A 25,786-nucleotide genomic window follows, 5' to 3' on the forward strand; every position below is an offset into this window, starting at 1 on the left:
GCCCGAGCCGGGGGTTACCCGAGGCGCAGTGTCACCCGTTCGGACTCGATGCGCTTCTCCCACTGCTCGGCGCTCAGCCCGTCGGAGTTACGGCAGAGCACCACCGAGGCGCCGGCCGACAGCGGCGCGAGCAGGCCGGCCTCCAGGCCCGCCCAGTCGTCGTACGAGAGGGTGGAGAGCACCCGGTCACCGGTGTTGACGCCCAGTCGGGTGGCGCCCTCCCGGGCGAGTTGAACGGTCTGGTCGCCGGTCAGCTTCAGCGGCAGGCCGTCGACCACGGTCTCCAGCGCCGGGGCGTCCGGCGTGACGGGGGAGTACGGCGCGAAGCGGTCGCCCTGGCCGGGCACCTCGGCGGCGTAGTCCAGGAAGCCGTCCGGGCGCTGCGGGAAGCGGCCGCCGAGCGGGCGCAGCGCGAGGGCCACCCGTTCGCCCTCGCACGCGTGGGCGGCCTCCAGGCCGTCGGGGCCGCTGACCACCAGGTCGGCGGCGGCCGGGTCGCCGCCCGGCACCGCGGCGACCCCGACGGACCAGCAGGCCAGCAGCCAGACGGCGCTCTGCCAGTGGGCGGGCAGCAGCAGGGCGGCGCGGTCGCCGGGGCCGGCGTTCAGTTCGTCCTGGAGCAGGTTGGCGGTCTTGGCCACCCAGTTGTCGAAGGTCCGGGCGGAGAGCTCCACCCGTTCGCCGGTGGCGTCGTCGTAGAAGGTGACCAGCGGGGCCGCGGGGTCGACTGAGGGAGAGCCACCTCGCAGGTAAGCGTGCAGCAGCTCGACGGGGGTGCGGGCATCGGCAGCGAAAGGCGAAGTCATGGTGCGCCCCAGCCTACGGCCTCCGGGCGGGCGACCGGGAGGGGCGCCGGACCGGGGTGAACTGGCGTGGCGTCAGAAGCGGTTTGTCGTCAATATCCTTTTTATGCGTATCTCACTTCTCGCCGGTGCCGCCGCTGGCTGCACCGCCGCCCTGCTCCTCCAACCACTCGCCGTCGGCGCCGCGACCGAGCCGGCCCCGACCAGGCACACCTCGGCCGGTGGCGGATCGGTGACGACCGTGCCGCTCGCCCACACCGAGCACGGGTCCTCGACCCGTTCCACCAAGCCCTTCTCCCTCGTCGGGGTCAGCTGGGACGACCCCCGGGGCTCGCTGGAGGGCGCCTCGGTCCGGGTCCGGACCCGCAGCATCGCCACCGGCACCTGGAGCGCGTGGCACCAACTGGACGTCGACGGCGAGGACGCGCCCGACGAGCGCGACGGCCGGTCCGGTGCGCGGGGCGCTTCGGCGCCGCTGTGGACCGGCCCCAGCGACGGCGTGGCCGTCGAGGTCACCCCCGGTCCGCGCGGACTGCCCGCCGGGCTGCGGGCCGAGCTGGTCGACCCCGGTCGCGGCGCCGCCGCGGCACCCGCCGCCCCGCGCACCCTTCCGGCCGAATCGTCACCCGCGCGGCGGGCCGACCACGAGGCACCTCGGCCGGGCATCGTCACCCGGGCCGGCTGGGGCGCCGACGAGTCGCTGCGTGACCCGGGCTTCGTCTACACCGGGCAGGTCCGGGCGGTCTTCGTGCACCACACCGCCACCGCCACCGACTACGCGTGCAGCGACGCGCCGCAGATGATCCGGGCGATCTACCAGTACCACGTCCAGAGCAACGGCTGGCGGGACATCGGCTACAACTTCCTGGTCGACCGCTGCGGAACCATCTACGAGGGCCGGGCCGGCGGGGTCGACCAGCCCGTCTTCGGCGCACACACCCTCGGCTTCAACACCGACAGCGCGGGCGTCGCCGCGCTCGGCACCTTCACCTCGACCAGCCCCGAGCAGAGCCTGGTCGACGGCGTCAGCAAGATCGCCGCCTGGAAGCTCGGCCTCACCGGCCAGGACGCCGGCGGCACCACCGACCTCACCTCCGGCTCCTCGCAGAGCCGCTACCCGAAGGGCACGGTCGTCTCCTTCGACACCATCTCCGGCCACCGGGACGCCTTCGCCACCGACTGCCCCGGCGGCGCCCTCTACCAGCGGCTCGGCGACATCCGCTCCTGGGCCGCCCACCTCCAGGGGCGCTGACCCCGTCACCGCACCCCCACCCCGCTGCCCCCTCGCTACACCGGCCCCGGACCTCGCCCGATCAAGGACCGCAGTTCCGCGGTCAGCGCCCGGGCGAGGTCCGGCCGGAGGTCGTAGCGCGCCGGGGTGGTCTGCATCAGCGCGATCCGCCAGCCCGCGCCCGCGTTGACCGCGATCATCGTCTGCAGCGCGTTGAGGGCCGGGTCGATGTCCTCGGCCTCGTCCGGCACCATCCCGGCGACGGCGTCCAGCTGCACCACGCCGGGGCCGAGCGCGCGGACCCGCCGCACCTTGGCGACGAACTCGGGCGGCACGTGGTCCGCGAAGATCCGCCCCAGCTCGGCGGCGATCAGCGAGCGCCCGCTGTGCCGGGTGCCGTCGAAGCCGATCACCTCCCCGTCCTCGCTGAACGGACCGGCGAAGGCCGCGCCGTCCTGCAGGTTCCAGCCGTCCAGCGCCCGGTGGTAGAGCGCCCGCACCGCGCTCTCGTCCGCGGAGGACAGCTCCGGCAGCCGCGTATCGTTCATATCCCCATGGTCGACGAAGGCGGTGGAGCCGGACAGCGGAGGCGAGGCGCGTGGTGACGGGCGAGGCCGCGAGCGGGCCGGCGGCGGTGCGCCGCTGGCGGCCGGGCTACCCCCTGGACGTGGCCCGGACGCTGCTGCCGCTGCGCCGTGGCCCGGCCGACCCGGCATACCGGACCACCGGCGACGGCGCGGTCTGGCGGGCCTCCCGGACGCCGGCCGGCATCGGCACCCTGCGGGTGCTGGCCCGCCCTGCCGAGGGCGCGGTCGAGGCGAGCGTCTGGGGCCCGGGCGCGCAGTGGCTGCTGGACCGGCTGCCGGCGCTGCTCGGTGCGGAGGACGACCCGGCCGGACTGGTCCTGCCGCCCGGCCCGCTGCGGGACGCCCAGCGGCGGACGGCCGGGATCCGGCTCACCAGCACCGGGCTGGTCCTGGAGTCACTGGTGCCGGCGATCCTGGAGCAGAAGGTCACCACCGACGAGGCGTACCGCGCGTGGCGCACCCTGCTGCGCGACTTCGGCACCCCGGCGCCGGGCCCGGCCGAGGGCATGCGGGTGGCGCCGTCGGCCCGCGAGTGGGCGATGGTCCCGAGCTGGGAGTGGCACCGCGCGGGCGTCGACCCGAAGCGCTCGGCGACGGTCGTGCGCGCCGTCCGGCTGGCTCCCCGGCTGGAGGAGGCCTCCGCGATGGAGCAGGCCGCCGCGTTCGCCCGGCTCACCGCCGTCCCGGGCATCGGCGTCTGGACGGCCGCCGAGACGCTGCAACGCAGCAACGGTGACCCGGACGCCGTCTCGGTGGGCGACTTCCACCTACCCAACCTGGTCGGCTGGGCCCTGGCGGGCCGCCCGCGCAGCGACGACGCCCAGATGCTCGCGCTGCTGGAGCCCTACCGGCCCCACCGCCACCGCCTCTGCCGGCTGCTGCTGTCCACCGGCACCCACGCCCCCCGCTACGGCCCGCGCCTCGCCCCCAACGACCACCGGGGCCGGTGAGCCGGGCCCGCTCCGGTGCACCCGGGCGGGCACGCCGCAGGCTCGCGCGGCTACCGCACCTCGATGAAGGCGTCCGCGCTGCGCTCGGGGCGCTCGCGGGGCGGTTCGGCCGGACGGCCGACGGCGACGGCGCCCATCGGGTCCCAGGCGGGCGGCAGGTCCAGGACGGCACGGACGGTGTCGCGGCAGAACATGGTGGAGGAGACCCAGGCCGAGCCGTAGCCCTCGCCGGTGAGCGCGACCAGGAAGTTCTCCACGGCGGCGCCGATGGCGACGGTGAACATCTCGCGTTCGGCAGCGGCCCGGCGCGCGTCCGGGTAGTCGTGCGAGCCGTCCGTCACCAGGCAGGGGACGACCAGGTACGGCGCGTCGCGCAGCACGTCCCCGCGCGCGGTGCGGCGGGCGATCCGGGCTTCGTCCCAGCCGTCGAGCTCGCGCAGGTCGCGCTGCCAGGCGGCGAGCATGGCGTCCAGCAGCGCCGTCCGGGTCCCGGCCGACTCCAGCAGGACGAACCGCCAGGGCGTGGTGTGGTGCGGGGCCGGCGCGGTGACCGCGGCGGCGACGGCGCGCCGGACGGCGCCCGGGTCGACCGGCTCCGGGGTGAAGGCCCGAATGGTGCGCCGCAGGGTGACGGCCTGCCGCAGCGCCTCGGAGGTGCCGAGCCGGAACATGTCGTCGGCGGCGGGGCGCACCAGCGGCCGGGCGCCGGCGCCGTCCTCGGCCGTGACCAGGTGGCCGAGGCCGCGGACCACGGCGACCGGGGTGCCGGTGGCCTTGCCCTTCACCAGGTCGGCGGCGGCGGCGAGCTCGTCGGCGGTGGCGGTGACGGTGAGGGCCAGCTCGTTGCCGTGGGCGTCGCGGCGGCCCCGGTGGTCCTCCAGCACGTCCAGCCCGGCGGCGCCGATGGCGACGTCGGTGAGCCCGTTGCGCCAGGGCCGGCCGAAGGTGTCGGTGACCACGACGGCGAGCCGGCGCCCGGTCAGCCGCCGGAGTCCGGCGCGCAGCGCGCGGGCCGAGGCGTCCGGGTCCTCGGGCAGCAGCAGGACGGTGCCGGGGGCGGTGTTGGAGGCGTCCACCCCGGCGGCCGCCATGACGAAGCCGTTGCGGTTCTCGACGATCCGGACCGGGCCGCGGCGGGCCACCACCCGGACGGTCTCGGCGTCGATCGCGGACTCCCGGTCGGCGGCGTGCTGCAGCCGCCCCTCCGCCTTGGAGACGATCTTCGAGGTGACCAGCAGGATGTCGCCGTCCTCGTAGGCGCCGGCCTTGGCGATCAGCCCGGCGAGGTCGGCGCCGGCGTCGACCTCCGGCAGGCCCTCGACCGGGAGGACCTGCACGGCGGCCGGGTTCACGCCCGCACCTGCTCGGCGAGGGCGAGCGCGGCCCGGGCCATCTCGGCGGTGGCGGCGACGTCGGTCATCAGCAGCGGGACGGACCGGCAGGCGATCCCGCCGGCCTCGACCTCGGCGACCGCCGCCTCGTCCGCGGTGTCCACCAGCCAGCCGTCGAGGAGGCCCTCCCGTCGCCCACCGCCGCCCTCGCCCGTGCTGCTTCGCAGCGCCGTCCTGCTGCCGTAGTCCAGCGCGACCGCCGCCGCGGTGGCCTCGACGTTGACGGCGGCCAGCACCTTGTCGGCCATGCCGCGCACCGGCGCCCCGCCGATGATCGGGGAGAGGCCGACGACGGGTGCGGGAGCCGCGGCGATCGCGGCCCGGATGCCGGGCACGGCGAGGATGGTGCCGATCGAGACGACGGGGTTGGACGGCGGGAGGAGGATGACGTCGGCGGCGGCGACGGCCTCCAGCACCCCGGGCGCCGGCTTGGCGGTGTCCGCGCCGACCGGGATGATCGCCTCGGCGTCGACGGCCGCGTGCAGCCGGACCCAGTACTCCTGGAAGTGGACCGCCCGGGTGCCGTTCTCGTCCGTGATCCGCACATGGGTCTCGACCCGGTCGTCACTCATCGGCAGCAGCCGCACGCCCGGCTTCCAGCGGACGCAGAGCGCCTCGGTGACCTGGCTCAGGGTGTACCCGGCGGTGAGCATCTGGCTGCGGACGAGGTGGGTGGCGAAGTCGCGGTCGCCGAGGCCGAACCACTCCGGCCCGACGCCGTACTCCTTCATCTCGGCCTTGATCGACCAGGTCTCGTCGGCCCGGCCCCAGCCCTGCTCCTCGTGGATGCCGCCGCCGAGGGTGTACATGAGGGTGTCGAGGTCGGGGCAGACCTTCAGCCCGTAGAGGTGGATGTCGTCACCGGTGTTGCCGATGACGGTGATCTCGTCCTCCGGACCGATGGCCTCCCGGAGTCCGCGCAGGAAACGCGCTCCGCCGATCCCGCCTGCCAGTGCCACGATGCGCATGCGCCCATCCTGCCACGCAGCGACGGGTCGTCAGCCCGACCGTCGACCGACCGCGCCGGGGCCCGTGTTCAGCGGGCCTCGGCCTGCTCGGGGGTGTGCTCCGGGGTGTGCCCGGGGTGCTGCTCGGGGACTGCCGGGGCGCCGTACTGGTTCATCTCGGTCAGGCCCGGCGTGTAGAGGTGGATGGAGACCGCGGGCTCCAGCGCGCCGTTGACCACCTCGTGCAGGTAGCCGGAGGAGAACACCCTCTGCCCGCCCGGGCGCAGGGTGCGCACCGCCTCGCCCGCGCCGGTGAGCGAGCGCTCGACCAGCTCGCCCCGGACGACCGTCATCACGCCCGAGGAGGCGCCGTGGTCGTGGAATCCGCTGCTCTGGCCGGGCAGCCAGCTGAGCAGCCAGACCTCGTAGCCGGGGCCGGTCTCCAGCCGGGCGTACCAGCGGGTGAGGGCGTCGTAGCGGACCAGCGGCTCCCAGCGGGCCCGGTCGGCGGCGATCTCGCGGACCAGCCGGGCGTAGCCGGCGACGGTGGTGGGGTGGCCGGGCAGGTCGGTGCGGGCCAGGTGGGGGAAGGCGAGCGGGTCGCCGGCGATGGAGACGTCGCTCAGGCCGTCGGCCCAGGGCAGGGCGGTGCGGGCGGGAGCGGCGGCCGGGGTGGTGGGCGCGAGGCCTCGGCGGGCGGCCTTGTTGCGGTCGCGGTCGCGGTTGCGCTGGCGGATGCGGGTCGTTCGCACGGGAGTCGTCCTCGGATCTACGGCTGGTTCGTCGGGGATCAGCCGGATCCGGGATGTCCTGGGGCGGGAATCGCGGGCGGCCTCTGTGGTTCCTGGGCGGCGCGCGGTGGGACGCGGGCGCCTAGATACAGCAGGAACAGAGGCGACAACAAGAGTTCACGGCACGGCGGAGCGCGGAACCGCTCCGGGGGCTGGCGAACTCTGACATGGGGGAAAGGAGACCGCACCCGAGGGGTCGATGTCAACTCCGGAGCCGGGGCAATCGGGCCTTATAGGGCATGAACCACACGATGGGGTGATAAATCACCCTCTATGTTTCGATGAGAAGATCGCCGGGAAGGCAGGCCGATGACCGGCCTGCGATGGTGACTGCGCGTCACTCGGCGGGTGGTTGCGGATGGTTCGAAGCGATCCGGTCGGAAAGTCCGATCTGTCCGGATATGTACACTATTCGTAACGGCTTGGTGCCGGGGAGTGAATCCTGGCCCCAATACCAGAGCTCGGCTTGACTGGGCCAGAGTGACGCAACTGTAATTTCACTCGTGTCGTCGGCCGCACGAGGCAACGGCAACCACGGGGACGCCAAATAGGGGCAGAGGAGGCGCGCCACATGAGCGAGCTCTTTGAGCTGTTGATCGGTGACGGCATCGAGGAGGACGAAGAGGAACTCGGCTGGCAGGAGCGCGCGCTGTGCGCCCAGACCGACCCCGAGTCCTTCTTCCCGGAGAAGGGCGGCTCCACCCGCGAGGCCAAGAAGGTCTGCCTCGCCTGTGAGGTCCGCTCCGAGTGCCTGGAGTACGCCCTCGCCAACGACGAGCGGTTCGGCATCTGGGGCGGCCTCTCCGAGCGCGAGCGCCGCCGGCTCAAGAAGAGCGCGGTCTGACCGGGTCGGCCCCTGACCCAGCTGACCCTGCCGACCCTTCGACAACCGCAGAGCAGTTACGGGCGCCTCACCGCGGTGGTGGGGCGCTTTCGTGTTCCCCGGGCCCCGCCGTGCCCCGCCCCGGGAGCCCGCGTCCACAGCCTCTCCACGGCACCGCGGACGAAGGCGCCATCCGGAGCCGTTAGTGTGGTGCGCCATCCGGTTGCCGTTCACCGGCTGTGTCCACCGAGAACTGGGGCCCGCGCACTCGATGACCGTCTACAGCCACCAGAGCGGCTTCACCGCTGCCAGGCCGCCCGCCTACCCGCGTCACCTGGTCACCGCCGTGATCGTCTCGCACGACGGTGCCCGCTGGCTGCCGCAGGCCCTGGCCGGCCTGCTCGGCCAGGACCGCCAGGTCCAGCGGGTGCTCGCCGTCGACACCGGCTCCACCGACAACTCCCCGCAGCTGCTCGCCGACACCCTCGCCGACTGGCTGCCCGAGAGCGGCCCGACCGTCCTGAGCCGCCGCGCCGGCTTCGGCACCGCCGTCGCCGAGGCCGTCTTCAACAGCCCGCCGCTGCGCCCGGAGGACCTCTCCTACCGGCTCGACCCCTCCGGGTACGACCCGGTCACCGGCGGCTGGGACGACTTCGGCGACCCGCTCGGCCACGAGGACGACCTCGGCCGCGGCGGCCCCCGCGAGACCCAGCCCGTCGAATGGCTCTGGCTGCTCCACGACGACTGCGAGCCGCAGACCGACGCCCTGCGCCGCCTGCTCCAGGTCGCCGACTCCACCCCCAGCGCCGCCGTGGTCGGCCCCAAGCTGCGCAGCTGGTACGACCGCCGCCAGCTGCTGGAGGTCGGCGTCACCATCGCCCGCTCCGGCCGCCGCTGGACCGGCCTCGACCGCCGCGAGCAGGACCAGGGCCAGCACGACCAGGTCCGCCCGGTGCTCGCCGTCTCCACCGCCGGCATGCTGGTGCGCCGCGACGTCTTCGAGGAGCTCGGCGGCTTCGACAAGGCGCTGCCGCTGATGCGCGACGACGCCGACTTCTGCTGGCGGGTCAACGCCGCCGGCCACCGCGTGGTGATCGCCCCCGACGCCGTGCTGCGGCACGCCGAGGCGGCCAGTCGCGAACGCCGCGCCATCGACTGCGCCTCCTCCCACCCGCACCGGGTGGACAAGGCCGGCGCCGTCTACACGCTGCTCGCCAACTCCAAGGGCGTGCTCTTCCCCTACGTCCTGCTCCGGCTGGTGCTCGGCACCCTGCTGCGGGTCGTCACCAACCTCCTCGGCAAGGACCCGAAGCAGGCCTTCGACGAGCTCGCCGGCCTCGGCCACGAGCTGATCCGGCTGCCCCGGCTGCTGGCCGCCCGCACACGCCGCTCCCGGACCAGGGCCGCCGACGCGCTCGACGACCGCTCGCTCTTCCCGGCGCCCGGCGCCACCGCCCGGCTCGCCGTCGAGGGCGTCATCAGCTCGCTCGGCATCGGAGGCAGTGACGACGCCGGCGCCGGACGGCACGGCTCGGTCGAGGCCGGACCGGGCGACGAGGACGCCGAGGACCTGGTCGTCGAGCAGTTCGCGCTGATCAAGAAGCTGGCCAGGCGCCCGGCCCCGGTGCTGTTCGCCGCCCTGCTGGTCTTCGCCCTGGTCGCCTGCCGCAGCCTGCTCGGCAGCGGCGAGCTCTTCGGCGGCGCGCTGCTGCCCGCCACCGGCGGCGCCGGCGGCCTCTGGTCGATGTACGCGGACGCCTGGCACCCCGTCGGCACCGGCTCCACCGCCGCCGCCCCGCCCTACCTCGGCGTGCTGGCGGTGCTCTCCTGGATGCTGTTCGACCACGCCGACCTCGCGGTCACCCTGCTGGTCGTCCTCGCTGTGCCGCTCGCCGCCGTCAGCGCCTACCTGGTCTCCCGGCCGCTGATCGACTCAAAGCTGGTCCGCGCCTGGGCCGCCGCCGCGTACGCGCTGCTGCCCGCCGCCACCGGCGCGCTCGCCCAGGGCCGGATCGGCACCGCCGTCCTCGCCGTGCTGCTGCCGCCGCTGGCCCGTGCCGCCGCGATCACCGCCGGCCTCGGCATCCGCGCCGAGAGCGCCGCCAAGGGCGCCCGGCCCGGCTGGCGCCCGGTCTGGATGACCGTCCTGCTGCTCACCCTGGCCACCGCCTTCGTCCCGCTGGCCTGGGCGCTGGCGGTACCGCTCTGCCTGGCCGCGCTGGTCGCCGCGGTGGTGCGCGGCGGGGCCTTCGGCTCCGGCGGGACCGCGCTGCGCCTGCTCGGGCTGCGCGTCCTGGTCATCCTCGCCGTCCCGGTGCTGGTGCTCGCGCCCTGGTCGCTGCAGGTGCTGACGCACCCCCAGCGGCTGCTCATGGAGGCCGGCCTGCCCGGGCTGCACGGCGGCGGCGCGAGCGCGCTCGGCCTGGTTCTGGTCAACCCCGGCGGCGCCGGCGTGCCGCCGGTCTGGCTCTCGGCGGGCATCGTGCTCGCCGCGCTGGCCGCCCTGCTGCGCGCCGACCGCCGCCGCGCGGTGCTGGCGGCCTGGGGCGCGGCCGGCGCCGGCCTGGTCTTCACGGTCGCGGTGGCCGGCCTCTCGGTGACCCCCGCCTCCGGCGGCCCGGCCGTGCCCGCGTGGTCCGGCCCGGCCTCCCTGCTGGCCGGCGTCGCCCTGCTGGCCGCCGCCGCGATCGGCGCCGACGGCGCCAACGCCCGCGTGGCCGGCATCGCCTTCGGCTGGCGCCAGCCGGTCGCCGCGCTGGTGGTGGCCGCCGCCGTGCTGGCCCCGATCGGCACCGCCGTCTGGTGGGCCGTCACCGGCGCCGACGGCCCGCTGCAGCGGGGCGGGTCCGCCCAGGTGCCCGCCTTCATCGCGGAGGAGGCCGGCACCACCGACCGCTCCCGCACCCTCGCCGTCACCGGCGACCCCAAGGGCGGCTCGGTCCGCTACACGCTGGTGCGCGGCGCCGGGCTGACGCTCGGCCAGGCCGAGTCCACCGTGGACCCGGCCACCGGCACCACCGAGGGCCTGAGCAAGGTCGTCGGCAGCCTGCTGGCCGGCTCCGGCGCCGACCAGGCCAGCGCCCTGGCCGGCTACGGCATCGCCTACGTGCTGGTGGACAAGCCGGCGATCGCCGCCTTCAAGGACGTCCTGGACACCACCCCCGGCCTGGTCAAGGCCAACCAGGACGGCGGCGCCGCGCTCTGGCAGGTCACCGGCACCCCGGCGACCCGCGCCATGGTCACCGCCCCCGGCGCCACCCCCGTGGCGGTCCCGGCCGGCGAGCGCGACATCGACACCGCCGTCCCGGCCGGCCCCGACGGCCGGGTGCTGCGCCTCGCCGAGGTCGCCGCCCCCGAGTGGAAGGCCACCCTGGACGGCACCGCGCTGGAGTCGGTCACCGTCGACGGCTGGGCACAGGGCTTCAAGCTCCCCGCCGGGGCCGGCCGCCTGGTCGTCACCCGGGAGGGCAGCCTGGCGCACACCGGCTGGATCTGGGCCCAGGCGCTGCTCGGCCTCACCGTCCTGGTGCTGGCCCTGCCCGGCCGCCGCAGCCACAAGGACGACGACCTGCCGGAGGAGGTGGTCGCCGCCGCCGCGCTGGCGGCCGCCGCCCAGGCGCAGGCGCCCGCCCCGGGCAGCCGCCGGGCCCGCCGGATGGCCGAGCGCGAGGGCGGCGAGCCCGGCGACGGCGACGGCGGCGTGTACGAGGGCGCGCCGGGCGCGATCCCGCAGCAGCCCGCCGGTGCACCGCCGGTCGAGCCGGTCCACGCGGCCGCGGCCGCCCAGGAGGCCGAGCCGTACGCCGACCCCTACCAGGCCTACCAGCAGGGCGACCCGTACAGCTACGAGTACGACCCCTACGCCCAGCAGCCGGCGGCCGCTCCGTACGGCGGCGGCCAGGGCTACGACGCCACCGGGGGCTACCAGCCGGAGGGCTACCCGCAGGGCGGGCAGCCGGGCTACGAGCAGTACCCGCAGGACCCGCAGTACGGCTACACCCCCTACCAGCAGGACGGGGCCCAGCCGTGGGTGCCGGGGCAGCCGCAGGGCGAGCCCTACTACGACCCGAATGACCCGGACCACACCAACGGGCCGGGCCGGTACCCGCACCACCACGGATCGGGGAGCTGACCCGCGATGAAGAAGCCCGCGTTCACGAGGCGGTCGAAGGCCGCCGACGAGCCCCTGGGCCCCGCCGACGGCACCTTCGACGACGCCTTCGACGGCGCCGAGGAGACGGACGGTCCCGGGGCGTACGGGAGCACCGGCGCCGCGGCCCCCGGCGCCCGGGGCGGCTCCTTCGGGGGCGGCTCCGGGGGCACGAAGACCACCCAGTCGCTGCTGGCCGCCGCCGCCGTGCTCGCCGTGGTGTTCGGCATCGCCGAGCTGCGCCCGCCGGCCACCCCGGCCGGCGCCGACCAGGGCGCCGCGAGTTCGGCGCAGGTCGAGCGGACGGCCGTGGTCTGCCCGCAGCCGCTCCAGAGCCTGACCGGCTCCACCAGCCTCACCGCGTACACCCCGCCCGGCGGCGCCGCCGGCGAGGGTGCGGCGGCCGGGGCGGGCTGGATCTCCGACGCGGCCGCGCCGGCCACCCCGCCGACCACCGCGCCCTCGGCCACGCCTTCCGCCGCTCCGTCGTCGGCGCCCGCGCCGGCCGCCACCGGCAAGCCCGCCGCGGACAAGGGCGGCGCGCCCGCCGACGCCCGGCTGACCCTGGCCAAGCCGGGCACCCCGGTGGTCGCCCCCGCCGCCAACGGGGACACCGCCCCCGGCACCGGGGCCGTCGCCACCGGCGCCTTCGCCCCCGGCTTCACGGTCACCCAGACCACCACCGTCACCGAGCAGCGCGGCCTGGGGCTCTCCGGCATCACCTGCACCCCGGCCGGCACCAGCTTCTGGTTCGCCGGCGCCAGCACCGCCGAGAACCGCACCGACTACGTCAGCCTGGTCAACCCCGAGGCGACCGCCGCCGTCGTCGACATCAAGCTCTACGGCGACAAGGGTCTGATCGAGAACGACGCCGCCAACGGCATCACGGTCGCTCCCGGCAGCTCGCAGTCGATCCTGCTGCCGACCATCAGCAAGGGCCAGGTCGCCGACCTCGCCGTGCACGTGGTCGTCCGCAGCGGCCGGGTCGGCGCCGCGCTGCACGCCGCCGACGGCAACAAGGGCGCCGACTGGGTGCCCGCCTCCGCCGACCCGGCTCCCACCCAGGTGATGCCCGGCCTGCCCGCCGACACCGCCGGCGCCCACCTGGTGGTCTGGGCGCCGCCGGAGGACGACGCCGACCTGAAGATCCAGCTCTCCGGCAAGAACGGCTGGTTCACCCCGGCCGGCAACGAGTCGATCCACGTCAAGGCCGGCATGGTGGCCTCGGTCGACCTCGGCAAGGTCACCCGCGACGAGGTCGCCGGCCTGCGGCTGTCGCCCACCGACGACAAGCACCCCACCCCGGTCGTGGCCGGCCTGCGGGTCGACCGCGCCGCCCAGAACGGCAAGTCGGACGCCGCCTGGCTCTCCGGCACCGTCCCGGTCGGCGCCCGGGCCACCGTGGCCGACAACCGCGGCGGCGGCGCGTCGACGCTCTTCCTGACCTCCACCGGCGAGGCCGCCACCGTCCGGGTCACCGCCTCGGCGGGAAGCGGCGGCGGCACCCCCGCCACCAAGGAGGTCCAGCTGCCGGCCGGCGGCACGGTCGCCCTCCCGGCGCCCGAGCCGGCCGGCCTGAAGGACGCCTTCGCGCTCACCGTGGAGACCGTCTCCGGCGGTCCGGTCGTGGCCGCCCGGATGCTCGCGATCACCACCAAGGACGTTCCGATGTTCACCGTCCAGTCGCTGCGCGACGACCGCAGCACCGTCAAGGTGCCGCAGGCCGCCCAGGATCCGGGCATCGTCCTGCGCTGACCGTGCGTACCGACGCCGAGGGGCGGCACCCGGGCCACCGGGTGCCGCCCCTCGGGCGTACGGGCGGACGCACTGCCCGCGCCGCGCCGGTCCCCGGGTCAGTCCTCGTCGTAGCGGGGGTCGATGGCGTCCGGCGAGAGCCCCAGCAGCTCCGCCACCTGCTCGATCAGGATCTCGTGCACCAGCGCCGCGCGGTCCTCGCGCGACTTCGCCCGGATCTCCACCGGCCGCCGGTACACCACGATCTGGCTCTTCCGCCCCTGGCGCCCGGGCGACACCCGGCCCAGCGGCACGCCGCCGTCCGCGTCCGGGCCGTCCGCCTCCTGCAGCGGCACCTCCTGGACGGCGAACTCCACCTCGATCAGCTGCGGCCAGCGCCGCTCCAGCCGTTCCACCGACTCGCGCACGTAGTCGTCGAACAACTCGGAGCGGGTGAGCGAGATCGGCACCTGCGGAGGCGCCAGCGGGCCGCGCAGACCCCGGCCGTGCCGGTCGCGGTGCCGGGGGCGGCGCGAAGGTCCCGTCGATGACTGCGGTGCAGAGCTGTCCATATCACTGCCGAGGGTAGTCCTTGGACGGTCGGAAGTGGACCACTCCGGAGGGGAATCGCCCGGGGCGGAGGGCGCACGGACGGCGCGCGGAGCGCGACACGGCACACCCTCCGGACAGGCGGTCTTCGCTCCCCGGCGAGGAGTGCTGTACCGTCCACCCTCGTGAGCTCTGTACGTCGTTGTTCGCGGACCGCGTGCGGCCGGCCGGCCGTCGCGACGCTGACGTACGTCTACGCGGACTCCACCGCCGTCCTCGGCCCGCTCGCGACCTACGCCGAGCCGCACTGCTACGACCTCTGCGCCGAGCACGCCGAGCGCCTCACCGCCCCGCGCGGCTGGGAGGTGGTCCGGCTCGCCGCCGAGGCCGGCCCGCTGCGTCGCAGCAGCGACGACCTCGAAGCGCTCGCCAACGCCGTCCGCGAGGCCGCGCGCCCGCAGACCCCCCGTCAGGGCCGGTCCCCCGAGGGCGAGTCCACCGAGGCGGGCCGCCGCGGACACCTGCGGGTGCTGCGCTCGCCCGACAACTGACCCGCACCCCGCACCCCGCCCCGAACCGGCCGTTCTCCGCCTGCCGGTACGCTGCCCCCCTGTCCGGGTGCCGAGCGGCGCCGTCCGCGGACGTATCGTGACCATGGGCGACCAGCCCGCCGATTCAGACAGAGAACCAGGGTGGAGCCGCAGTGCGCGACCTCAAGCAGCTCGTGAAGGCGTACGACGTACGAGGCGTGGTCCCGGACCAGTGGGACGAGAGCCTCGCGCGCGCCTTCGGCGCCGCGTTCACGCAGGTCACCGGAGCGACCGCGATCGTGGTCGGCCACGACATGCGGCCCTCCTCGCCGTCGCTCAGCCGGGCCTTCGCCGAGGGCGCGGCCGCCTACGGCGCCGACGTGGTCGAGATCGGCCTCTGCTCGACCGACCAGCTCTACTACGCCAGCGGCAAGCTGGACCTGCCCGGCGCGATGTTCACCGCCAGCCACAACCCGGCCCAGTACAACGGCATCAAGCTCTGCCGGGCCGGCGCCGCCCCGGTCGGCCAGGACACCGGCCTGGCCGAGATCCGCGAACTGGTCGAGTCCTGGACCGCCGAGGACGACACCGTCACCGTCCCGGCCAAGGACGTGAAGCCCGGCGCCCTCTCCACCGAGGAGACCCTGCGCGGCTACGCCGACCACCTGCTCGGCCTCGTCGACCTCACCGCGATCCGCCCGCTCAAGGTCGCCGTCGACGCCGGCAACGGCATGGGCGGCCACACCGTGCCGACCGTCTTCGACGGCCTGCCGATCGACCTCGTCCCGATGTACTTCGAGCTGGACGGCACCTTCCCCAACCACGAGGCCAACCCGCTCGACCCGAAGAACCTGGTCGACCTGCAGGCCAAGGTCCGCGAGGTCGGCGCCGACATCGGCCTCGCCTTCGACGGCGACGCCGACCGCTGCTTCGTCGTGGACGAGCGCGGCGAGCCGGTCTCCCCGTCCGCGATCACCGCCCTGGTCGCGGCCCGCGAGATCGCCCGTGCCCAGGCCGCCGGCGAGGCCGAGCCGACCGTCATCCACAACCTGATCACCTCCTGGACCGTCCCCGAGGTGGTCCGCGAGCTCGGCGGCAACCCGGTCCGCACCCGGGTCGGCCACTCGTTCATCAAGCAGGAGATGGCCGAGACCGACGCCGTCTTCGGCGGTGAGCACTCCGCGCACTACTACTTCCGCGACTTCTGGCGCGCCGACACCGGCATGCTCGCCGCGCTGCACGTGCTGGCCGCGCTCGGCGGCCAGGAGGGCACCCTCTCCGCGCTCACCGCCGAGTACGACCGCTACGCCGCCTCCGGCGAGATCAACAGCACCGTCGCCGACCAGGCCGACCGCTCCGCCGCCGTCCGCGCCGCCTACGCCGGCCTGGAGGGCACCACGGTGGACGAGCTGGACGGCCTCACCGTGGCCGGGCCGGACTGGTGGTTCAACCTGCGGGCCTCCAACACCGAGCCGCTGCTGCGCCTCAACGTCGAGGCCAAGGACCCGGCGAAGATGGCGGAGCTGCGCGACGGCGTCCTCGCCGTCGTCCGCGCCTGACGCACGGCCCCGGTGCCCCGGCCGGTAGGGTTTCCTCTCGGCCGGGGCACCGCCGTGCCGCCCCTCCGACACCCCGCCATCCGAGACTGGGAGCCCGAACGCCATGAAGCTCGAATCCTTCCTGCTGGAGATCCTGGTCTGCCCGCAGTGCCGGGCCGCGCTCACCGAGGGCGGCACCGAGGACCACCCCGAGCTGGTCTGCACCGGCGCGGACTGCGGCCTGGCGTACCCCGTCCGCGACGGCATCCCGGTGCTGCTGGTGGACGAGGCCCGCCGCCCGGCCTGATCCTGGGGGGCGGGACACCTGCGCCCCCACCCCGCAGCCCCTCAGCGCCCAGCCAGCAGCCGGAGGCCCGCCGCATGCTCGACGACACCCTGCTCGACGACCCGGCCGCCCTCCAGCGTGCCGACCACGACCGCGCCCTGCTCGCCCTGGCCGGCGCCGGTGCGCGGGTCCGCACCTCGCTGCGCCTGGCCGGCGCGGCCGGCGTCGACGAGCTTCGCCCCGACGGCCGCCCGCGCGCCGTCCTGGTCGCCGGCCACGGCAGCGCCCTGACCGCGGGTGAGGTGCTCGCCGCGCTGGCCGGCACCGCCAGCCTGGTCGCCACGCTGCCCCCGGGCGACGCCGAGCCGGTCCCGCGCGGCGACCGGAGCGCCGCACCGGCCGCCTTCACCGCCGGCCTGGCCTGGCAGCTCCCCGGCTGGGCCGGACCGCTCGACCTGCTGGTGATCAGCTCCGCCGACGGCGGCGAGCGGGGCCTGATCGCCCTGGCCGAGCAGGCGTACGCGCGCGGCTGCGCCATCGTCGTCACCGCCCCGGCCGGCAGCCCGCTGGCCGCCGCCGCCCTCCAGGTGCGCGGGCTCCCGCTCCCGTACGTGCCGGCGCACCTGCCCGAGGACGGCCGGCCCCCGGCCGGCCCGGGCACCGAGCCGGACCTGCCGGCCGAGGACCCGGCGGCGCTCTGGGCCCACCTCACCCCGCTGCTGGCACTCGCCCAGAAGCTCGGCGTCACCCAGCTCCGGTACGACGCGCTGGACGCCGCCGCCGACCTGCTGGACGCGACCGCCGTCCGCTGCCGCCCGGACGCCGCCGCGTACACCAACCCGGCCAAGGGCCTGGCCGCCCGGCTGGCCGGCACCGTCCCGCTGCTCTGGGCCGAGGGCCCGGTGGCCGGGGCGGCCGCCGTCCGGTTCGCCGCCCAGCTCGCCGACCGGGCCGGCCGCCCGGCGTTGTCCGGGCTGCTGCCGCAGGCGCTCGTCGCGCACCGCGGCATGTTCACCGGGCAGCTCGGCGCCGGCGCCGACCCGGACGACTTCTTCCGTGACCGGGTCGAGGAGCCGGACCCGCTGCACCTCCAGGTGCTGCTGCTGCGGCACGTCCCGGCGGCGAACGGTGCAGGAGGTGCCGGTGGGTCCGGTGGGGCGGCGGGGCGGAACGACGACGGCGGGGAGGACGCCGGCCCGGCCGAGGTGCCGGCCGACGACGAGGGCCCGCGCAGCTTCGGCGCGAGCCGCGCGCACCGGCTGGCCGCGGCCCACGACGTACGGCTCACCGAGTACGCCAGCGCCCGGTCCGAGCCGCTGCACGCGCTGACCGACCTCGTCGCGCTGACCGACTTCGCCGCCGTCTACCTCGGGCTCGCGGCGGCGCAGTCCTGATCGCGGTCCGGCGGGCCGGGTACCGTATGCGCTCGACAGGACTCGGCGGCCCCGACGGGCACGACGGCGACGCGGTGACGCGGCGACGGGCCGACGCCTCCTGCCGCAGGTCGGCCCGGCCCGGCCTGCGCACGACCGAGACGAGCGCGGGCTGCACGCCCCCGGCGGAGGGATCCTCCCGAGCATGAGCACCGAAGGCGGTACCAAGGCCCTGGTGGCGGCCCTGTCCGCGAACCTGGGCATCGCGGTCGGCAAGTTCGTGGCCTTCGCGTTCTCCGGGTCCTCCTCGATGCTGGCCGAGGGCGTCCACTCGCTCGCCGACTCCGGCAACCAGGTGCTGCTGCTCGTCGGCGGCAAGCGCTCCCAGCGGCGGGCCACCCCCGAGCACCCGTTCGGGTACGGGCGCGAGCGCTACGTCTACGCCTTCCTGGTCTCGATCGTGCTGTTCAGCGTCGGCGGCATGTTCGCCGTCTACGAGGGCTACGAGAAGATCGTCCACCCGCACGAGCTGGAGAACTGGTACTGGCCGGTCGGCGTGCTGGTCTTCGCGATCCTGCTGGAGGCCTGGTCCTTCTTCACCGCCTTCCGCGAGGCGGTCAAGGACAAGGTCGGGCACGGCTGGCCGGCCTACATCCGCCGGGCCAAGGCGCCGGAGCTGCCGGTCGTCCTGCTGGAGGACACCGGCGCGCTGATCGGCCTGGTGCTGGCGCTGTTCGGTGTCGGCCTGACCGTGATCACCGGTGACGCGGTCTGGGACGGCGTCGGCACGATCTCGATCGGCGTCCTGCTGATCGCCATCGCGCTGGTGCTGGCCGTGGAGACCAAGTCGCTGCTGATCGGCGAGTCCGCCCACGAGGAAGTGGTGGCCGAGATCCGCGACGCGCTGGTCGACCACGACACCGTCACCCGGGTGATCCACATGCGCACCATGCACCTCGGCCCCGAGGAGCTGCTGGTCGCCGCCAAGATCGCGGTCAACGCGGAGGACACCGCCACCCAGGTGGCGGAGGCCATCGACGCCGCCGAGGTGCGGGTGCGCCGGGCCGTCCCGATCGCCCGCGTCATCTACCTGGAGCCGGACATCTACAGCGCCGAGAAGGAGGCCGCGGGCGAGGACCCGTTCGCCACCCCCGGCGGCCCGCCGCCCGGCGCGCACTGAGCCGCGCCCGGCCGAAAAGGTCCAACGCGAGGCTGACTCAAGGGCCGCCGGTGTAGATTCGTCTCCAGAGCCAGAACGTCGCTGCTGATGGCGGTCGATCGGCGGCCCGTCCCCCACCGGGGGCGCGCACCGATTGAGGGAGAGAGGTCCTCCGACGGTTTGTGCTGAGCAGCAGGGCACCGGTGCATCGCATTCCGTTCCGGTGGCCCCGGCGTTGCCGCGCACCCGTGCGGCCCCGCCCTGCCGCGACGCACCCGAGGACCTTGGCCATGCCCCACCCCATCCGCGAGGAGCAGACGCATGTCGACCGACATCACCGGTGACTTCAAGGTCGCCGACCTTTCCCTGGCCCCGTTCGGCCGCAAGGAGATCCAGCTCGCCGAGCACGAGATGCCCGGCCTGATGGCGATCCGCGCCGAGTACGCCGAGTCCCAGCCGCTGGCCGGCGCCCGCATCACCGGCTCGCTGCACATGACCGTGCAGACCGCCGTGCTGATCGAGACCCTGACGGCCCTCGGTGCCGAGGTCCGCTGGTGCTCCTGCAACATCTTCTCCACCCAGGACCACGCCGCCGCCGCCATCGCGGTCGGCCCGAACGGCACCCCGGAGAACCCGCAGGGCGTGCCGGTCTTCGCCTGGAAGGGCGAGACCCTGGAGGAGTACTGGTGGTGCACCGAGCAGGCGCTCACCTGGCCGAACGGCCAGACCCCGAACATGATCCTGGACGACGGCGGTGACGCCACCCTCCTGATCCACAAGGGCGTCGAGTTCGAGAAGGCCGGCGCCGCGCCGGACCCGGCCACCGCGGACAACGACGAGTTCCGGATCATCCTGGAGCTCCTCAACCGCACCCTGACCGAGACCCCGAACAAGTGGACCGAGGTCGCCGCCACCATCAAGGGCGTGACCGAGGAGACCACCACCGGTGTCCACCGCCTGTACGAGATGCACCGCGACGGCAAGCTGCTGTTCCCGGCGATCAACGTCAACGACTCGGTCACCAAGTCGAAGTTCGACAACAAGTACGGCTGCCGCCACTCGCTGATCGACGGCATCAACCGCGCCACCGACGTCCTGATCGGTGGCAAGGTCGCGGTCGTCTGCGGCTACGGCGACGTCGGCAAGGGCTGCGCCGAGTCGCTGCGCGGCCAGGGCGCCCGCGTCATCGTCACCGAGATCGACCCGATCTGCGCGCTCCAGGCGGCGATGGACGGCTACCAGGTCGCCACCCTGGAGGACGTCGTCGAGACGGCCGACATCTTCATCACCACCACCGGCAACAAGGACATCATCCTGGCCTCCCACATGGCGCGGATGAAGCACCAGGCCATCGTCGGCAACATCGGCCACTTCGACAACGAGATCGACATGGCCGGCCTCGCGAAGCTCCCGGGCGTCGTGAAGACCGAGGTCAAGCCGCAGGTCCACGAGTGGCGCAAGGCGGACGGCCGCACCATCATCGTGCTCTCCGAGGGCCGCCTGCTGAACCTGGGCAACGCGACCGGCCACCCGTCGTTCGTGATGTCCAACTCCTTCGCCAACCAGACGATCGCTCAGATCGAGCTGTTCACGAAGACCGCGCAGTACCCGATCGGCGTCTACGTGCTGCCGAAGCACCTGGACGAGAAGGTCGCCCGCCTGCACCTCGACGCGCTGGGCGTGAAGCTGACCACCCTGACCAAGGAGCAGGCCGACTACATCGGCGTCCCGGTCGAGGGCCCGTACAAGCCGGAGCAGTACCGCTACTGATCCGGACGCGCCGGTCCGGACACCGGTCCGGACGCGCTGATCGAACGCCGGTGGCCGGCACCCCTGGGCGGGGTGCCGGCCACCGGCGCGTCCGGGCCCGGGATCAGGGACGCAGGACGTCGGTGGTCCAGGTGCTCTCGTCCACCCCCAGCACCTCGGTGCGGGAGAGCAGGCCCTCCGTACCGCCGATCTGCTCCAACGACGGCGCGACGCCCGCGCTCGCGGCCACGCAGACCCGGATCTGCTTCTCCTCCCGGCAGACCGGCGGGTTCGGGTCGGTGTAGGGCGAGCCGTCCGTCCCGGTGGGGGAGGGGCTGGGCCCGGGGCCGACCGGCTCCATGTTCACCGAGACGTTCTTGCCCTCGAACTGGAACATCAGCCACAGCTGCCAGGGGAGCGCGCCGTCCCACGTGGACGGCTTCGAGAGCATCACGTCCGTCGCCTCGAACACCTTCGGCAGCGGCGCGAACCTCACCGGCAGCGGGACGTTCCACTTCCCGTACTCGGCCCCGGCCGCCACCCGGAGCAGCACGTCGTCGGCGAGGTCCTCCGCCCGGCCGCCGTAGGCCCGGATCATCGCCCACCGGCCCGACGGGGTCTTCCAGCGCAGCTGGCGCTCCGACTTGCCGGGCTGCTCCTGCGGGTCGACCAGCCAGAACGCCGGCTGACCGTTGACGGGCGTCGTCGCCACCTTCTCGCGTTTCTCGCCCGGGCCCTGCTCGATCTCCGGCTCGGGGCCGGCCGGGTACAGGCTGAGCAGGATGCGCGGGGCCGTCTGGCCCTTGCCGCGGGCCTCGGCGAAGATTCCGTGGTACCCCGTCTCGTAGCCGATCCCGCTGTTGCCGCCGACCCAGTCCGGCAGCCAGCCGAACCGGACCTCGGTGGTGAGCGGGTCCACCCCGGACCGGGTCGGTGCGGCGCTCGGAGTGGCGCTCGGCGACGCGGTCGAGGACACCGTCACGGTCGGGGCGACCGCGGGCGTGGCGGGAGCGGTGCTGCCGGCCGGGGCCAACAGCAGCGTGCCGCCGATCACCAGGGCGGTCGCGGCGGCCACGGCTCCGATCGCCGTCCGCCGCCGGCGGCGCAGCACGGCTTGGCCCCGCGCCATCGCCCGGCCCGGGTCGTACCCGGCCGCCGGGGCGGGCTCGTCCGCCAGGGCGACCAACTGCTCGGCCAGGTCGGGGTGCTCGTTGCCGGTCATGGCGTCCTCTCTGCGGCGACGGGGCGGACGGTGAGGGTGCGGCGGAGGGTGTCCAGCCCCCGCGCGGTCTGGCTCTTGACGTTGCCCGAGGAGCAGCCCATCGCCTCGGCGGCCTGGTCGACCGTCAGGTCGCAGTAGTAGCGCAGCACCACGGTGGCGCGCTGCCGCGGTGGCAGGGCGGCCAGCGCCTGCCGGAGGTCGAGCGACGCGTCGAGGTCGACGGCCACGGCCTCGGCGTCCGGGGCGCTCCCGCTCCGGCTGGTCCGCCGCCACCACGGCGAGCGCTGCTCGGCGAGGAAGGTGTTCACCAGCACCGTGCGGGCGTAGCCGTCCAGGTTCTCCACCCGGCCGGCCCGCGCCCAGTTCACGTACAGCTTGGTGATGGCCTCCTGGACCAGGTCGTCGGCCCGATGCCAGTCCCCGCACAGCAGATAGGCGACCTTCCGCAGCCAGCCGCTCCTCGAAGCCACGTACTTGGTGAACTCCGTGTCGCGTGCCTGCTTCGCCATCCCCGCCCCCTTTCCTCCCGAACCAGCGGCGCGGTTGCGCGCCGTCCCCCCTCTAATGCGGCCGCCCGCCCGGACGTTGCATGCCGGTCGGCGGAGATCGTCGACGTAGGCTTCGGGCATGCCCAACGGCCGGTACTCGCTCCACGACACCCATGACCACGTGCTGCTCGGCGAGGAGCGCTTCAGCTGCGCGCCCGGTGCGGCCGGCTGGCGGTACGTCTCCAAGACGTACGGGCCGGAGGGACAGGTGCTCGGCACGTGCGACCTGACGCTGGACTCGCGGGCCCGACCGCTGCGGATGGAGCTGCGGGCCGGCGGCTGGCAGGTCCGCGGCGGTGCGGTGGACGGCGTGGCCTGGGTGCGCACCGCCGCGGCCGACCCGGCCGGGGAGGACGCGGCGGAGGGGCACGACCGCGCCCACGGCTTCACGGGCCGCTCGCCCGGCTTCCTGGTCGCCACGGCGCGGCTGCTGCGGCTGCGGGAGGGGGCGAGCGCGCGGGTGCGCCTGGTCGCGTTCACGGAGCCGGTGCTCGCTCCGCGCACCTTCGACCAGGGCTGGCTGCTGGAGGGCGTGGACACCCACGAGACGGACACCGGCCCGCTGCTGGTCGAGCGGTACCAGGTGGCGGACCTGGAGACGGGCGAGCAGCAGGTGGTGCACCTGGCGGGAGACGTGGTGCTGGCCGCGGCCGGGGTGGAGCTGGAGGAGCTGGAGTCGCCGCCGAACGCCTGGCCGGCGGAGTTCGGCGGGTAGCGCGGGGCTCAGGCGGGCGGTACGAAGCCGGTGCTGCCGGCCGGCGGGGTGGCCGGGCCGGTGGTCTGGCCGGTGGCCGGCTGGGGGGTGGGTGCGGCCGGTGCGGCGGGGGCGGGCGCGGTGGCAGGGGCCGGGGCCTGCACCGGGGACTGGGGCATCGAAGGCATCTGGGGCGCCTGGAGCACCTGGGGCATCTGGGGCATCGTCAGCGTCGGGCCGGGCTGGGCCTGCTGGAACGCCTGGCTCTGGGCCCGGGTCCACTCGCGCCGCTGCCGCTCGGTCAGCACCGCTCCGAGGTACGCCGCCGGGTGCAGTCCGTACGGGACCGGATGGCCGGTGCGGGCGGCCAGGTCGTCGGCGAGCCGGGCCGACATCTGGTGCGCGACCGCCGGGTCCAGCTGGCCCACCCGGCCGAGCAGTTGCCGGATCGCCAGCCAGAGCGGCTCCGGTACGGCGGAGAGGTCCAGGGCGACCAGCTCGCCGCCGATGGCCTGCAGCAGCTGCGGGTGCACCGGCGGCAGCGCCGCCGCGGCACCGCTGGCGCCCGGGACGCGCTCGCGGACCACCAGCGTCCCGGCGAAGACGTCGCCCAGCCGCCGGCCGTCCGCCGACACCGCGGAGCAGATGGCCGCCGGCACACCGCTCAGCACGATGATCTCGAAGAAGCCCACCAGGGCGCGGACCAGCGCCTGGCGGAACCGCACCGGCCCGCCGTCGGCGCGCACCACGCGCAGACCGAGGGCCGCCTTTCCGAGCGAGCGCCCGCGGGTGAAGGTCTCGACCATGACGGGCACCGCGACCATGAAGAAGACGGTCAGCCCGATCATGAGGGCGGCGAGGGCCGCCGGGTCGAGGTCGACGAGGGCGACGCTGAGCGTCAGGGTGCACACCAGCAGTGCGGCGAGCTCGACGGTCAGGTCCAGCCCGATCGCCAGCGCACGACTCGGAAGCTTCGCCGTGCGCAGGCCGAGGACGACCGCCTCACCCGTCACCAGGTCGCTCAAGACACCCGTCCGTTCCCGTCGGTGGTTCGTGGCCCGCGGATCCTGGGCCCGCGGTGTGCAGGTCGCGGTTCGTGGCGGAGAGCGTCCGCCGGATCGGCCCCCGCGCCCCCGTCATTGCAGTCGTCAACATACGGGGCCCCGCGGCCACTCGGGAAGGGAGGTCCCGGGCGGAGCGAACGGGCCCGGCCGAACGGACCGGGAGGTCCCGCCCGCACTGGTCACCCCCGTGCCCTGGCATGCTGGGCCCACCTGTCCGCACCCGCCTGCCCGCGCGCCCTGCGCCGACCATGGAGCTGCCGAATGGACCTGGACGTCTTCGTCGCCACCCACCAGGGGGAGTGGGCCCGGCTGGACGCCCTCGCCAGGACCCGCCGGCTCACCGGCGAGGAGGCGGACGAGCTGGTCACCCTCTACCAGCGCGTCACCGGTCACCTCGCCAAGGTCCAGGCCGCCGCCCCCGACCCGACGCTGGAGGGGCGCCTGACCAGCCTGGTCTCCCGGGCCCGGGACGCGGTCACCGGAAGCCGCACCAGCGGCTGGCGCGACGTCGCCCGCTACTACACGGTGAGCTTCCCGGCCGCGCTCTACCGCGCGCGCCGCTGGTGGCTGTCGGTCGCCCTCGTCTCCCTGTTCGGCACCGCCCTGATCGCCTGGTGGATGGCGAACCACCCCGAGGTCCGGAACAGCCTGGTCACCCCGGAGGCGCTGCACCAGCTGACCATGCCCGGCGGCGAGTTCGAGGCGTACTACTCGGAGCACCCGGCGAGTTCGTTCGCGGCCCAGGTCTGGACGAACAACGCGTGGATCGCGGTGCAGTGCCTGGTCTTCGGCGTCGCTCTGGGCATCCCCGTCCTCTATGTGCTCTGGACCAACGTCCTCAACCTCGGTGTCGGCATCGGTCTGATGGCCTCGGCCGGCCGGCTCGACGTCTTCCTCGGCCTGCTCATCCCGCACGGCCTGCTGGAGCTGACCGCCGTCTTCGTGGCCGGCGGCCTGGGCCTCCGGCTCGGCTGGACCGTCATCGACCCCGGCCCGCGCACCCGCGCGACCGCGCTGGCCGAGCAGGGCCGCTCGATCGTCGGCATGGGAATCGGCCTCGCGACGGTCCTGGCCGTCGCCGGAGTCCTCGAAGCCTTCGTCACCCCGTCCGGCCTGCCCACCTGGGCCCGGATCTCCATCGGCGGGCTGGCCGAGGTGGCATTCCTGCTCTACGCCCTCGTGTTGGGACGGAAGGCCGCGGCGACCGGTGAGACCGGCGACCTGGAAGCGGCCGACCGGGCGGACCTGCAGCCGGTCGCGGCCTGAGCCGATGTGATCAACAGGCTCCTGACCTGCTACTCTTCTCGCATCCCGGCCAAACCATTGACGTGGTGGGGGTGGGCTAGTAGGTTTGAACGGTTGGGACAGGTTGGACAACGACCTGGTCCAGGCGTTAGTGTCTACGACACCGCCGAATCGAGGTGAGTGCGCTTCACGAATGCGCGCCCTCCGCGTAAGGCAAACCCCGGAACTGAGCACACCGAAAGCTTTGATAAGCTTCGGAGCGAAGTCGAAGGAAATCCCTCCAGCGGGAATTCAGAGAAACAAACGCCGGTAAGAACGGCCGCGAGGATCTGATAAGCTGGAAACACGAAAGAACGAAGCGCCCGGAGGGCCGGTGTGAAAGCCGCCTGAAGGAAGTGTCCGTTCCTTGAGAACTCAACAGC

The 25,786-nt window shown here is 74.6% G+C and carries 22 protein-coding genes; 13 read left to right on the top strand and 9 right to left on the bottom strand.

Annotation, left to right across the window (positions count from 1 at the left end):
• Positions 1 to 14: 14 nt before the first annotated feature.
• Positions 15 to 806, bottom strand: coding sequence for a TIGR03089 family protein (locus tag ACIPSC_RS37760; protein ID WP_400834480.1), 792 nt, complete (start codon positions 804 to 806; stop codon positions 15 to 17).
• A 103-nt stretch (positions 807 to 909) separates the two neighbouring features.
• Between ACIPSC_RS37760 and ACIPSC_RS37765 the strand changes: the two genes are divergently transcribed.
• The gene (locus ACIPSC_RS37765) at positions 910 to 2,055 is read left to right on the top strand and encodes a peptidoglycan recognition protein (RefSeq protein WP_400834483.1); all 1,146 of its coding nucleotides are present in this window, start codon (positions 910 to 912) and stop codon (positions 2,053 to 2,055) included.
• A 35-nt stretch (positions 2,056 to 2,090) separates the two neighbouring features.
• Here ACIPSC_RS37765 and ACIPSC_RS37770 read toward each other — a convergent pair whose 3' ends face one another.
• Positions 2,091 to 2,582 (bottom strand): SgcJ/EcaC family oxidoreductase, encoded by a 492-nt coding sequence (locus ACIPSC_RS37770; RefSeq protein ID WP_400834486.1) that lies wholly within the window; start codon positions 2,580 to 2,582, stop codon positions 2,091 to 2,093.
• Positions 2,583 to 2,632: 50 nt separating this feature from the next.
• Between ACIPSC_RS37770 and ACIPSC_RS37775 the strand changes: the two genes are divergently transcribed.
• Positions 2,633 to 3,571, top strand: coding sequence for a DNA-3-methyladenine glycosylase family protein (locus tag ACIPSC_RS37775; RefSeq protein WP_400834489.1), 939 nt, complete (start codon positions 2,633 to 2,635; stop codon positions 3,569 to 3,571).
• A 50-nt stretch (positions 3,572 to 3,621) separates the two neighbouring features.
• On the opposite strand, the gene ACIPSC_RS37780 is transcribed toward ACIPSC_RS37775, so the two are convergent.
• The 3 genes from ACIPSC_RS37780 to ACIPSC_RS37790 form a co-directional block, all read right to left on the bottom strand.
• Complete coding sequence (locus ACIPSC_RS37780; protein ID WP_400834492.1) at positions 3,622 to 4,923, bottom strand: coenzyme F420-0:L-glutamate ligase; 1,302 nt, start codon at positions 4,921 to 4,923, stop codon at positions 3,622 to 3,624.
• Positions 4,920 to 5,930, bottom strand: coding sequence for a 2-phospho-L-lactate transferase (gene cofD / locus ACIPSC_RS37785; RefSeq protein WP_400834495.1), 1,011 nt, complete (start codon positions 5,928 to 5,930; stop codon positions 4,920 to 4,922). Before cofD ends, ACIPSC_RS37780 begins: the two co-directional genes overlap by 4 nt.
• A 68-nt stretch (positions 5,931 to 5,998) precedes the next feature.
• The gene (locus tag ACIPSC_RS37790) at positions 5,999 to 6,535 is read right to left on the bottom strand and encodes a cysteine dioxygenase (RefSeq protein WP_400834540.1); all 537 of its coding nucleotides are present in this window, start codon (positions 6,533 to 6,535) and stop codon (positions 5,999 to 6,001) included.
• Between the two features lie 736 nt (positions 6,536 to 7,271).
• On the opposite strand from ACIPSC_RS37790, the gene ACIPSC_RS37795 reads away from it, so the two are divergent.
• From ACIPSC_RS37795 to ACIPSC_RS37805, 3 genes are all read left to right on the top strand, one after another.
• Entirely contained in the window at positions 7,272 to 7,544 is a 273-nt protein-coding gene (locus tag ACIPSC_RS37795; RefSeq protein ID WP_238862849.1) for a WhiB family transcriptional regulator, read from the top strand.
• Between the two features lie 250 nt (positions 7,545 to 7,794).
• Complete coding sequence (locus ACIPSC_RS37800; RefSeq protein WP_400834498.1) at positions 7,795 to 11,655, top strand: glycosyltransferase; 3,861 nt, start codon at positions 7,795 to 7,797, stop codon at positions 11,653 to 11,655.
• A gap of 6 nt (positions 11,656 to 11,661) precedes the next feature.
• Positions 11,662 to 13,428, top strand: a complete 1,767-nt coding sequence (locus tag ACIPSC_RS37805) for a DUF5719 family protein (protein ID WP_400834500.1) — start codon at positions 11,662 to 11,664, stop codon at positions 13,426 to 13,428.
• A 98-nt stretch (positions 13,429 to 13,526) separates the two neighbouring features.
• Here the strand turns inward: ACIPSC_RS37805 and ACIPSC_RS37810 are convergent, their stop codons facing one another.
• On the bottom strand, positions 13,527 to 13,979 hold the full coding sequence (locus tag ACIPSC_RS37810; protein WP_360192632.1) for a metallopeptidase family protein: 453 nt from the start codon (positions 13,977 to 13,979) through the stop codon (positions 13,527 to 13,529).
• Between the two features lie 162 nt (positions 13,980 to 14,141).
• Here ACIPSC_RS37810 and ACIPSC_RS37815 point away from each other — a divergent pair, with 162 nt between their 5' ends.
• From ACIPSC_RS37815 to ahcY, 6 genes are all read left to right on the top strand, one after another.
• Positions 14,142 to 14,507, top strand: a complete 366-nt coding sequence (locus tag ACIPSC_RS37815) for a DUF3499 domain-containing protein (RefSeq protein ID WP_395295953.1) — start codon at positions 14,142 to 14,144, stop codon at positions 14,505 to 14,507.
• A gap of 152 nt (positions 14,508 to 14,659) precedes the next feature.
• A complete protein-coding gene (locus ACIPSC_RS37820) occupies positions 14,660 to 16,045 on the top strand; it encodes a phosphomannomutase/phosphoglucomutase (protein ID WP_400834504.1) in 1,386 nt (461 codons plus the stop codon).
• A gap of 103 nt (positions 16,046 to 16,148) precedes the next feature.
• Positions 16,149 to 16,331, top strand: a complete 183-nt coding sequence (locus ACIPSC_RS37825; RefSeq protein WP_400834507.1) for a Trm112 family protein — start codon at positions 16,149 to 16,151, stop codon at positions 16,329 to 16,331.
• 74 nt (positions 16,332 to 16,405) lie between these two features.
• Positions 16,406 to 17,704, top strand: a complete 1,299-nt coding sequence (locus ACIPSC_RS37830) for an SIS domain-containing protein (protein WP_400834510.1) — start codon at positions 16,406 to 16,408, stop codon at positions 17,702 to 17,704.
• A 184-nt stretch (positions 17,705 to 17,888) separates the two neighbouring features.
• Positions 17,889 to 18,863, top strand: coding sequence for a cation diffusion facilitator family transporter (locus ACIPSC_RS37835; protein WP_400834513.1), 975 nt, complete (start codon positions 17,889 to 17,891; stop codon positions 18,861 to 18,863).
• 300 nt (positions 18,864 to 19,163) lie between these two features.
• Positions 19,164 to 20,612: an adenosylhomocysteinase gene (ahcY, locus tag ACIPSC_RS37840; RefSeq protein ID WP_400834516.1), complete on the top strand. Its 1,449-nt coding sequence runs from the start codon at positions 19,164 to 19,166 to the stop codon at positions 20,610 to 20,612.
• Between the two features lie 103 nt (positions 20,613 to 20,715).
• On the opposite strand, the gene ACIPSC_RS37845 is transcribed toward ahcY, so the two are convergent.
• The gene (locus ACIPSC_RS37845; RefSeq protein ID WP_400834519.1) at positions 20,716 to 21,813 is read right to left on the bottom strand and encodes a hypothetical protein; all 1,098 of its coding nucleotides are present in this window, start codon (positions 21,811 to 21,813) and stop codon (positions 20,716 to 20,718) included.
• On the bottom strand, positions 21,810 to 22,322 hold the full coding sequence (locus ACIPSC_RS37850) for a SigE family RNA polymerase sigma factor (protein WP_400834522.1): 513 nt from the start codon (positions 22,320 to 22,322) through the stop codon (positions 21,810 to 21,812). The genes ACIPSC_RS37845 and ACIPSC_RS37850 overlap by 4 nt, the downstream gene beginning before the upstream one ends.
• A 118-nt stretch (positions 22,323 to 22,440) precedes the next feature.
• Between ACIPSC_RS37850 and ACIPSC_RS37855 the strand changes: the two genes are divergently transcribed.
• Positions 22,441 to 23,076 (top strand): hypothetical protein, encoded by a 636-nt coding sequence (locus tag ACIPSC_RS37855; protein ID WP_400834525.1) that lies wholly within the window; start codon positions 22,441 to 22,443, stop codon positions 23,074 to 23,076.
• A gap of 8 nt (positions 23,077 to 23,084) precedes the next feature.
• Here ACIPSC_RS37855 and ACIPSC_RS37860 read toward each other — a convergent pair whose 3' ends face one another.
• Positions 23,085 to 24,080: an RDD family protein gene (locus ACIPSC_RS37860; RefSeq protein ID WP_400834528.1), complete on the bottom strand. Its 996-nt coding sequence runs from the start codon at positions 24,078 to 24,080 to the stop codon at positions 23,085 to 23,087.
• 300 nt (positions 24,081 to 24,380) lie between these two features.
• Between ACIPSC_RS37860 and ACIPSC_RS37865 the strand changes: the two genes are divergently transcribed.
• On the top strand, positions 24,381 to 25,385 hold the full coding sequence (locus ACIPSC_RS37865) for a stage II sporulation protein M (protein ID WP_400834531.1): 1,005 nt from the start codon (positions 24,381 to 24,383) through the stop codon (positions 25,383 to 25,385).
• The last annotated feature ends 401 nt before the right edge of the window (positions 25,386 to 25,786 follow it).

Source organism: Kitasatospora sp. NPDC090091, from assembly GCF_044747365.1.
GTDB lineage: Bacteria > Actinomycetota > Actinomycetes > Streptomycetales > Streptomycetaceae > Kitasatospora.

Coding starts and splice junctions, on each gene's coding strand:
- ACIPSC_RS37845 (WP_400834519.1), bottom strand. CDS start 21,813: ATGACCGGCAACGAGCACCCCGACCTGGCCGAGCAGTTGGTCGCCCTG.
- ACIPSC_RS37810 (WP_360192632.1), bottom strand. CDS start 13,979: ATGGACAGCTCTGCACCGCAGTCATCGACGGGACCTTCGCGCCGCCCC.
- ACIPSC_RS37850 (WP_400834522.1), bottom strand. CDS start 22,322: ATGGCGAAGCAGGCACGCGACACGGAGTTCACCAAGTACGTGGCTTCG.
- ACIPSC_RS37835 (WP_400834513.1), top strand. CDS start 17,889: ATGAGCACCGAAGGCGGTACCAAGGCCCTGGTGGCGGCCCTGTCCGCG.
- ACIPSC_RS37865 (WP_400834531.1), top strand. CDS start 24,381: ATGGACCTGGACGTCTTCGTCGCCACCCACCAGGGGGAGTGGGCCCGG.
- ACIPSC_RS37805 (WP_400834500.1), top strand. CDS start 11,662: ATGAAGAAGCCCGCGTTCACGAGGCGGTCGAAGGCCGCCGACGAGCCC.
- cofD (WP_400834495.1), bottom strand. CDS start 5,930: ATGCGCATCGTGGCACTGGCAGGCGGGATCGGCGGAGCGCGTTTCCTG.
- ACIPSC_RS37795 (WP_238862849.1), top strand. CDS start 7,272: ATGAGCGAGCTCTTTGAGCTGTTGATCGGTGACGGCATCGAGGAGGAC.
- ACIPSC_RS37830 (WP_400834510.1), top strand. CDS start 16,406: ATGCTCGACGACACCCTGCTCGACGACCCGGCCGCCCTCCAGCGTGCC.
- ACIPSC_RS37825 (WP_400834507.1), top strand. CDS start 16,149: ATGAAGCTCGAATCCTTCCTGCTGGAGATCCTGGTCTGCCCGCAGTGC.
- ACIPSC_RS37760 (WP_400834480.1), bottom strand. CDS start 806: ATGACTTCGCCTTTCGCTGCCGATGCCCGCACCCCCGTCGAGCTGCTG.
- ACIPSC_RS37770 (WP_400834486.1), bottom strand. CDS start 2,582: ATGAACGATACGCGGCTGCCGGAGCTGTCCTCCGCGGACGAGAGCGCG.
- ACIPSC_RS37800 (WP_400834498.1), top strand. CDS start 7,795: ATGACCGTCTACAGCCACCAGAGCGGCTTCACCGCTGCCAGGCCGCCC.
- ACIPSC_RS37855 (WP_400834525.1), top strand. CDS start 22,441: ATGCCCAACGGCCGGTACTCGCTCCACGACACCCATGACCACGTGCTG.
- ahcY (WP_400834516.1), top strand. CDS start 19,164: ATGTCGACCGACATCACCGGTGACTTCAAGGTCGCCGACCTTTCCCTG.
- ACIPSC_RS37765 (WP_400834483.1), top strand. CDS start 910: ATGCGTATCTCACTTCTCGCCGGTGCCGCCGCTGGCTGCACCGCCGCC.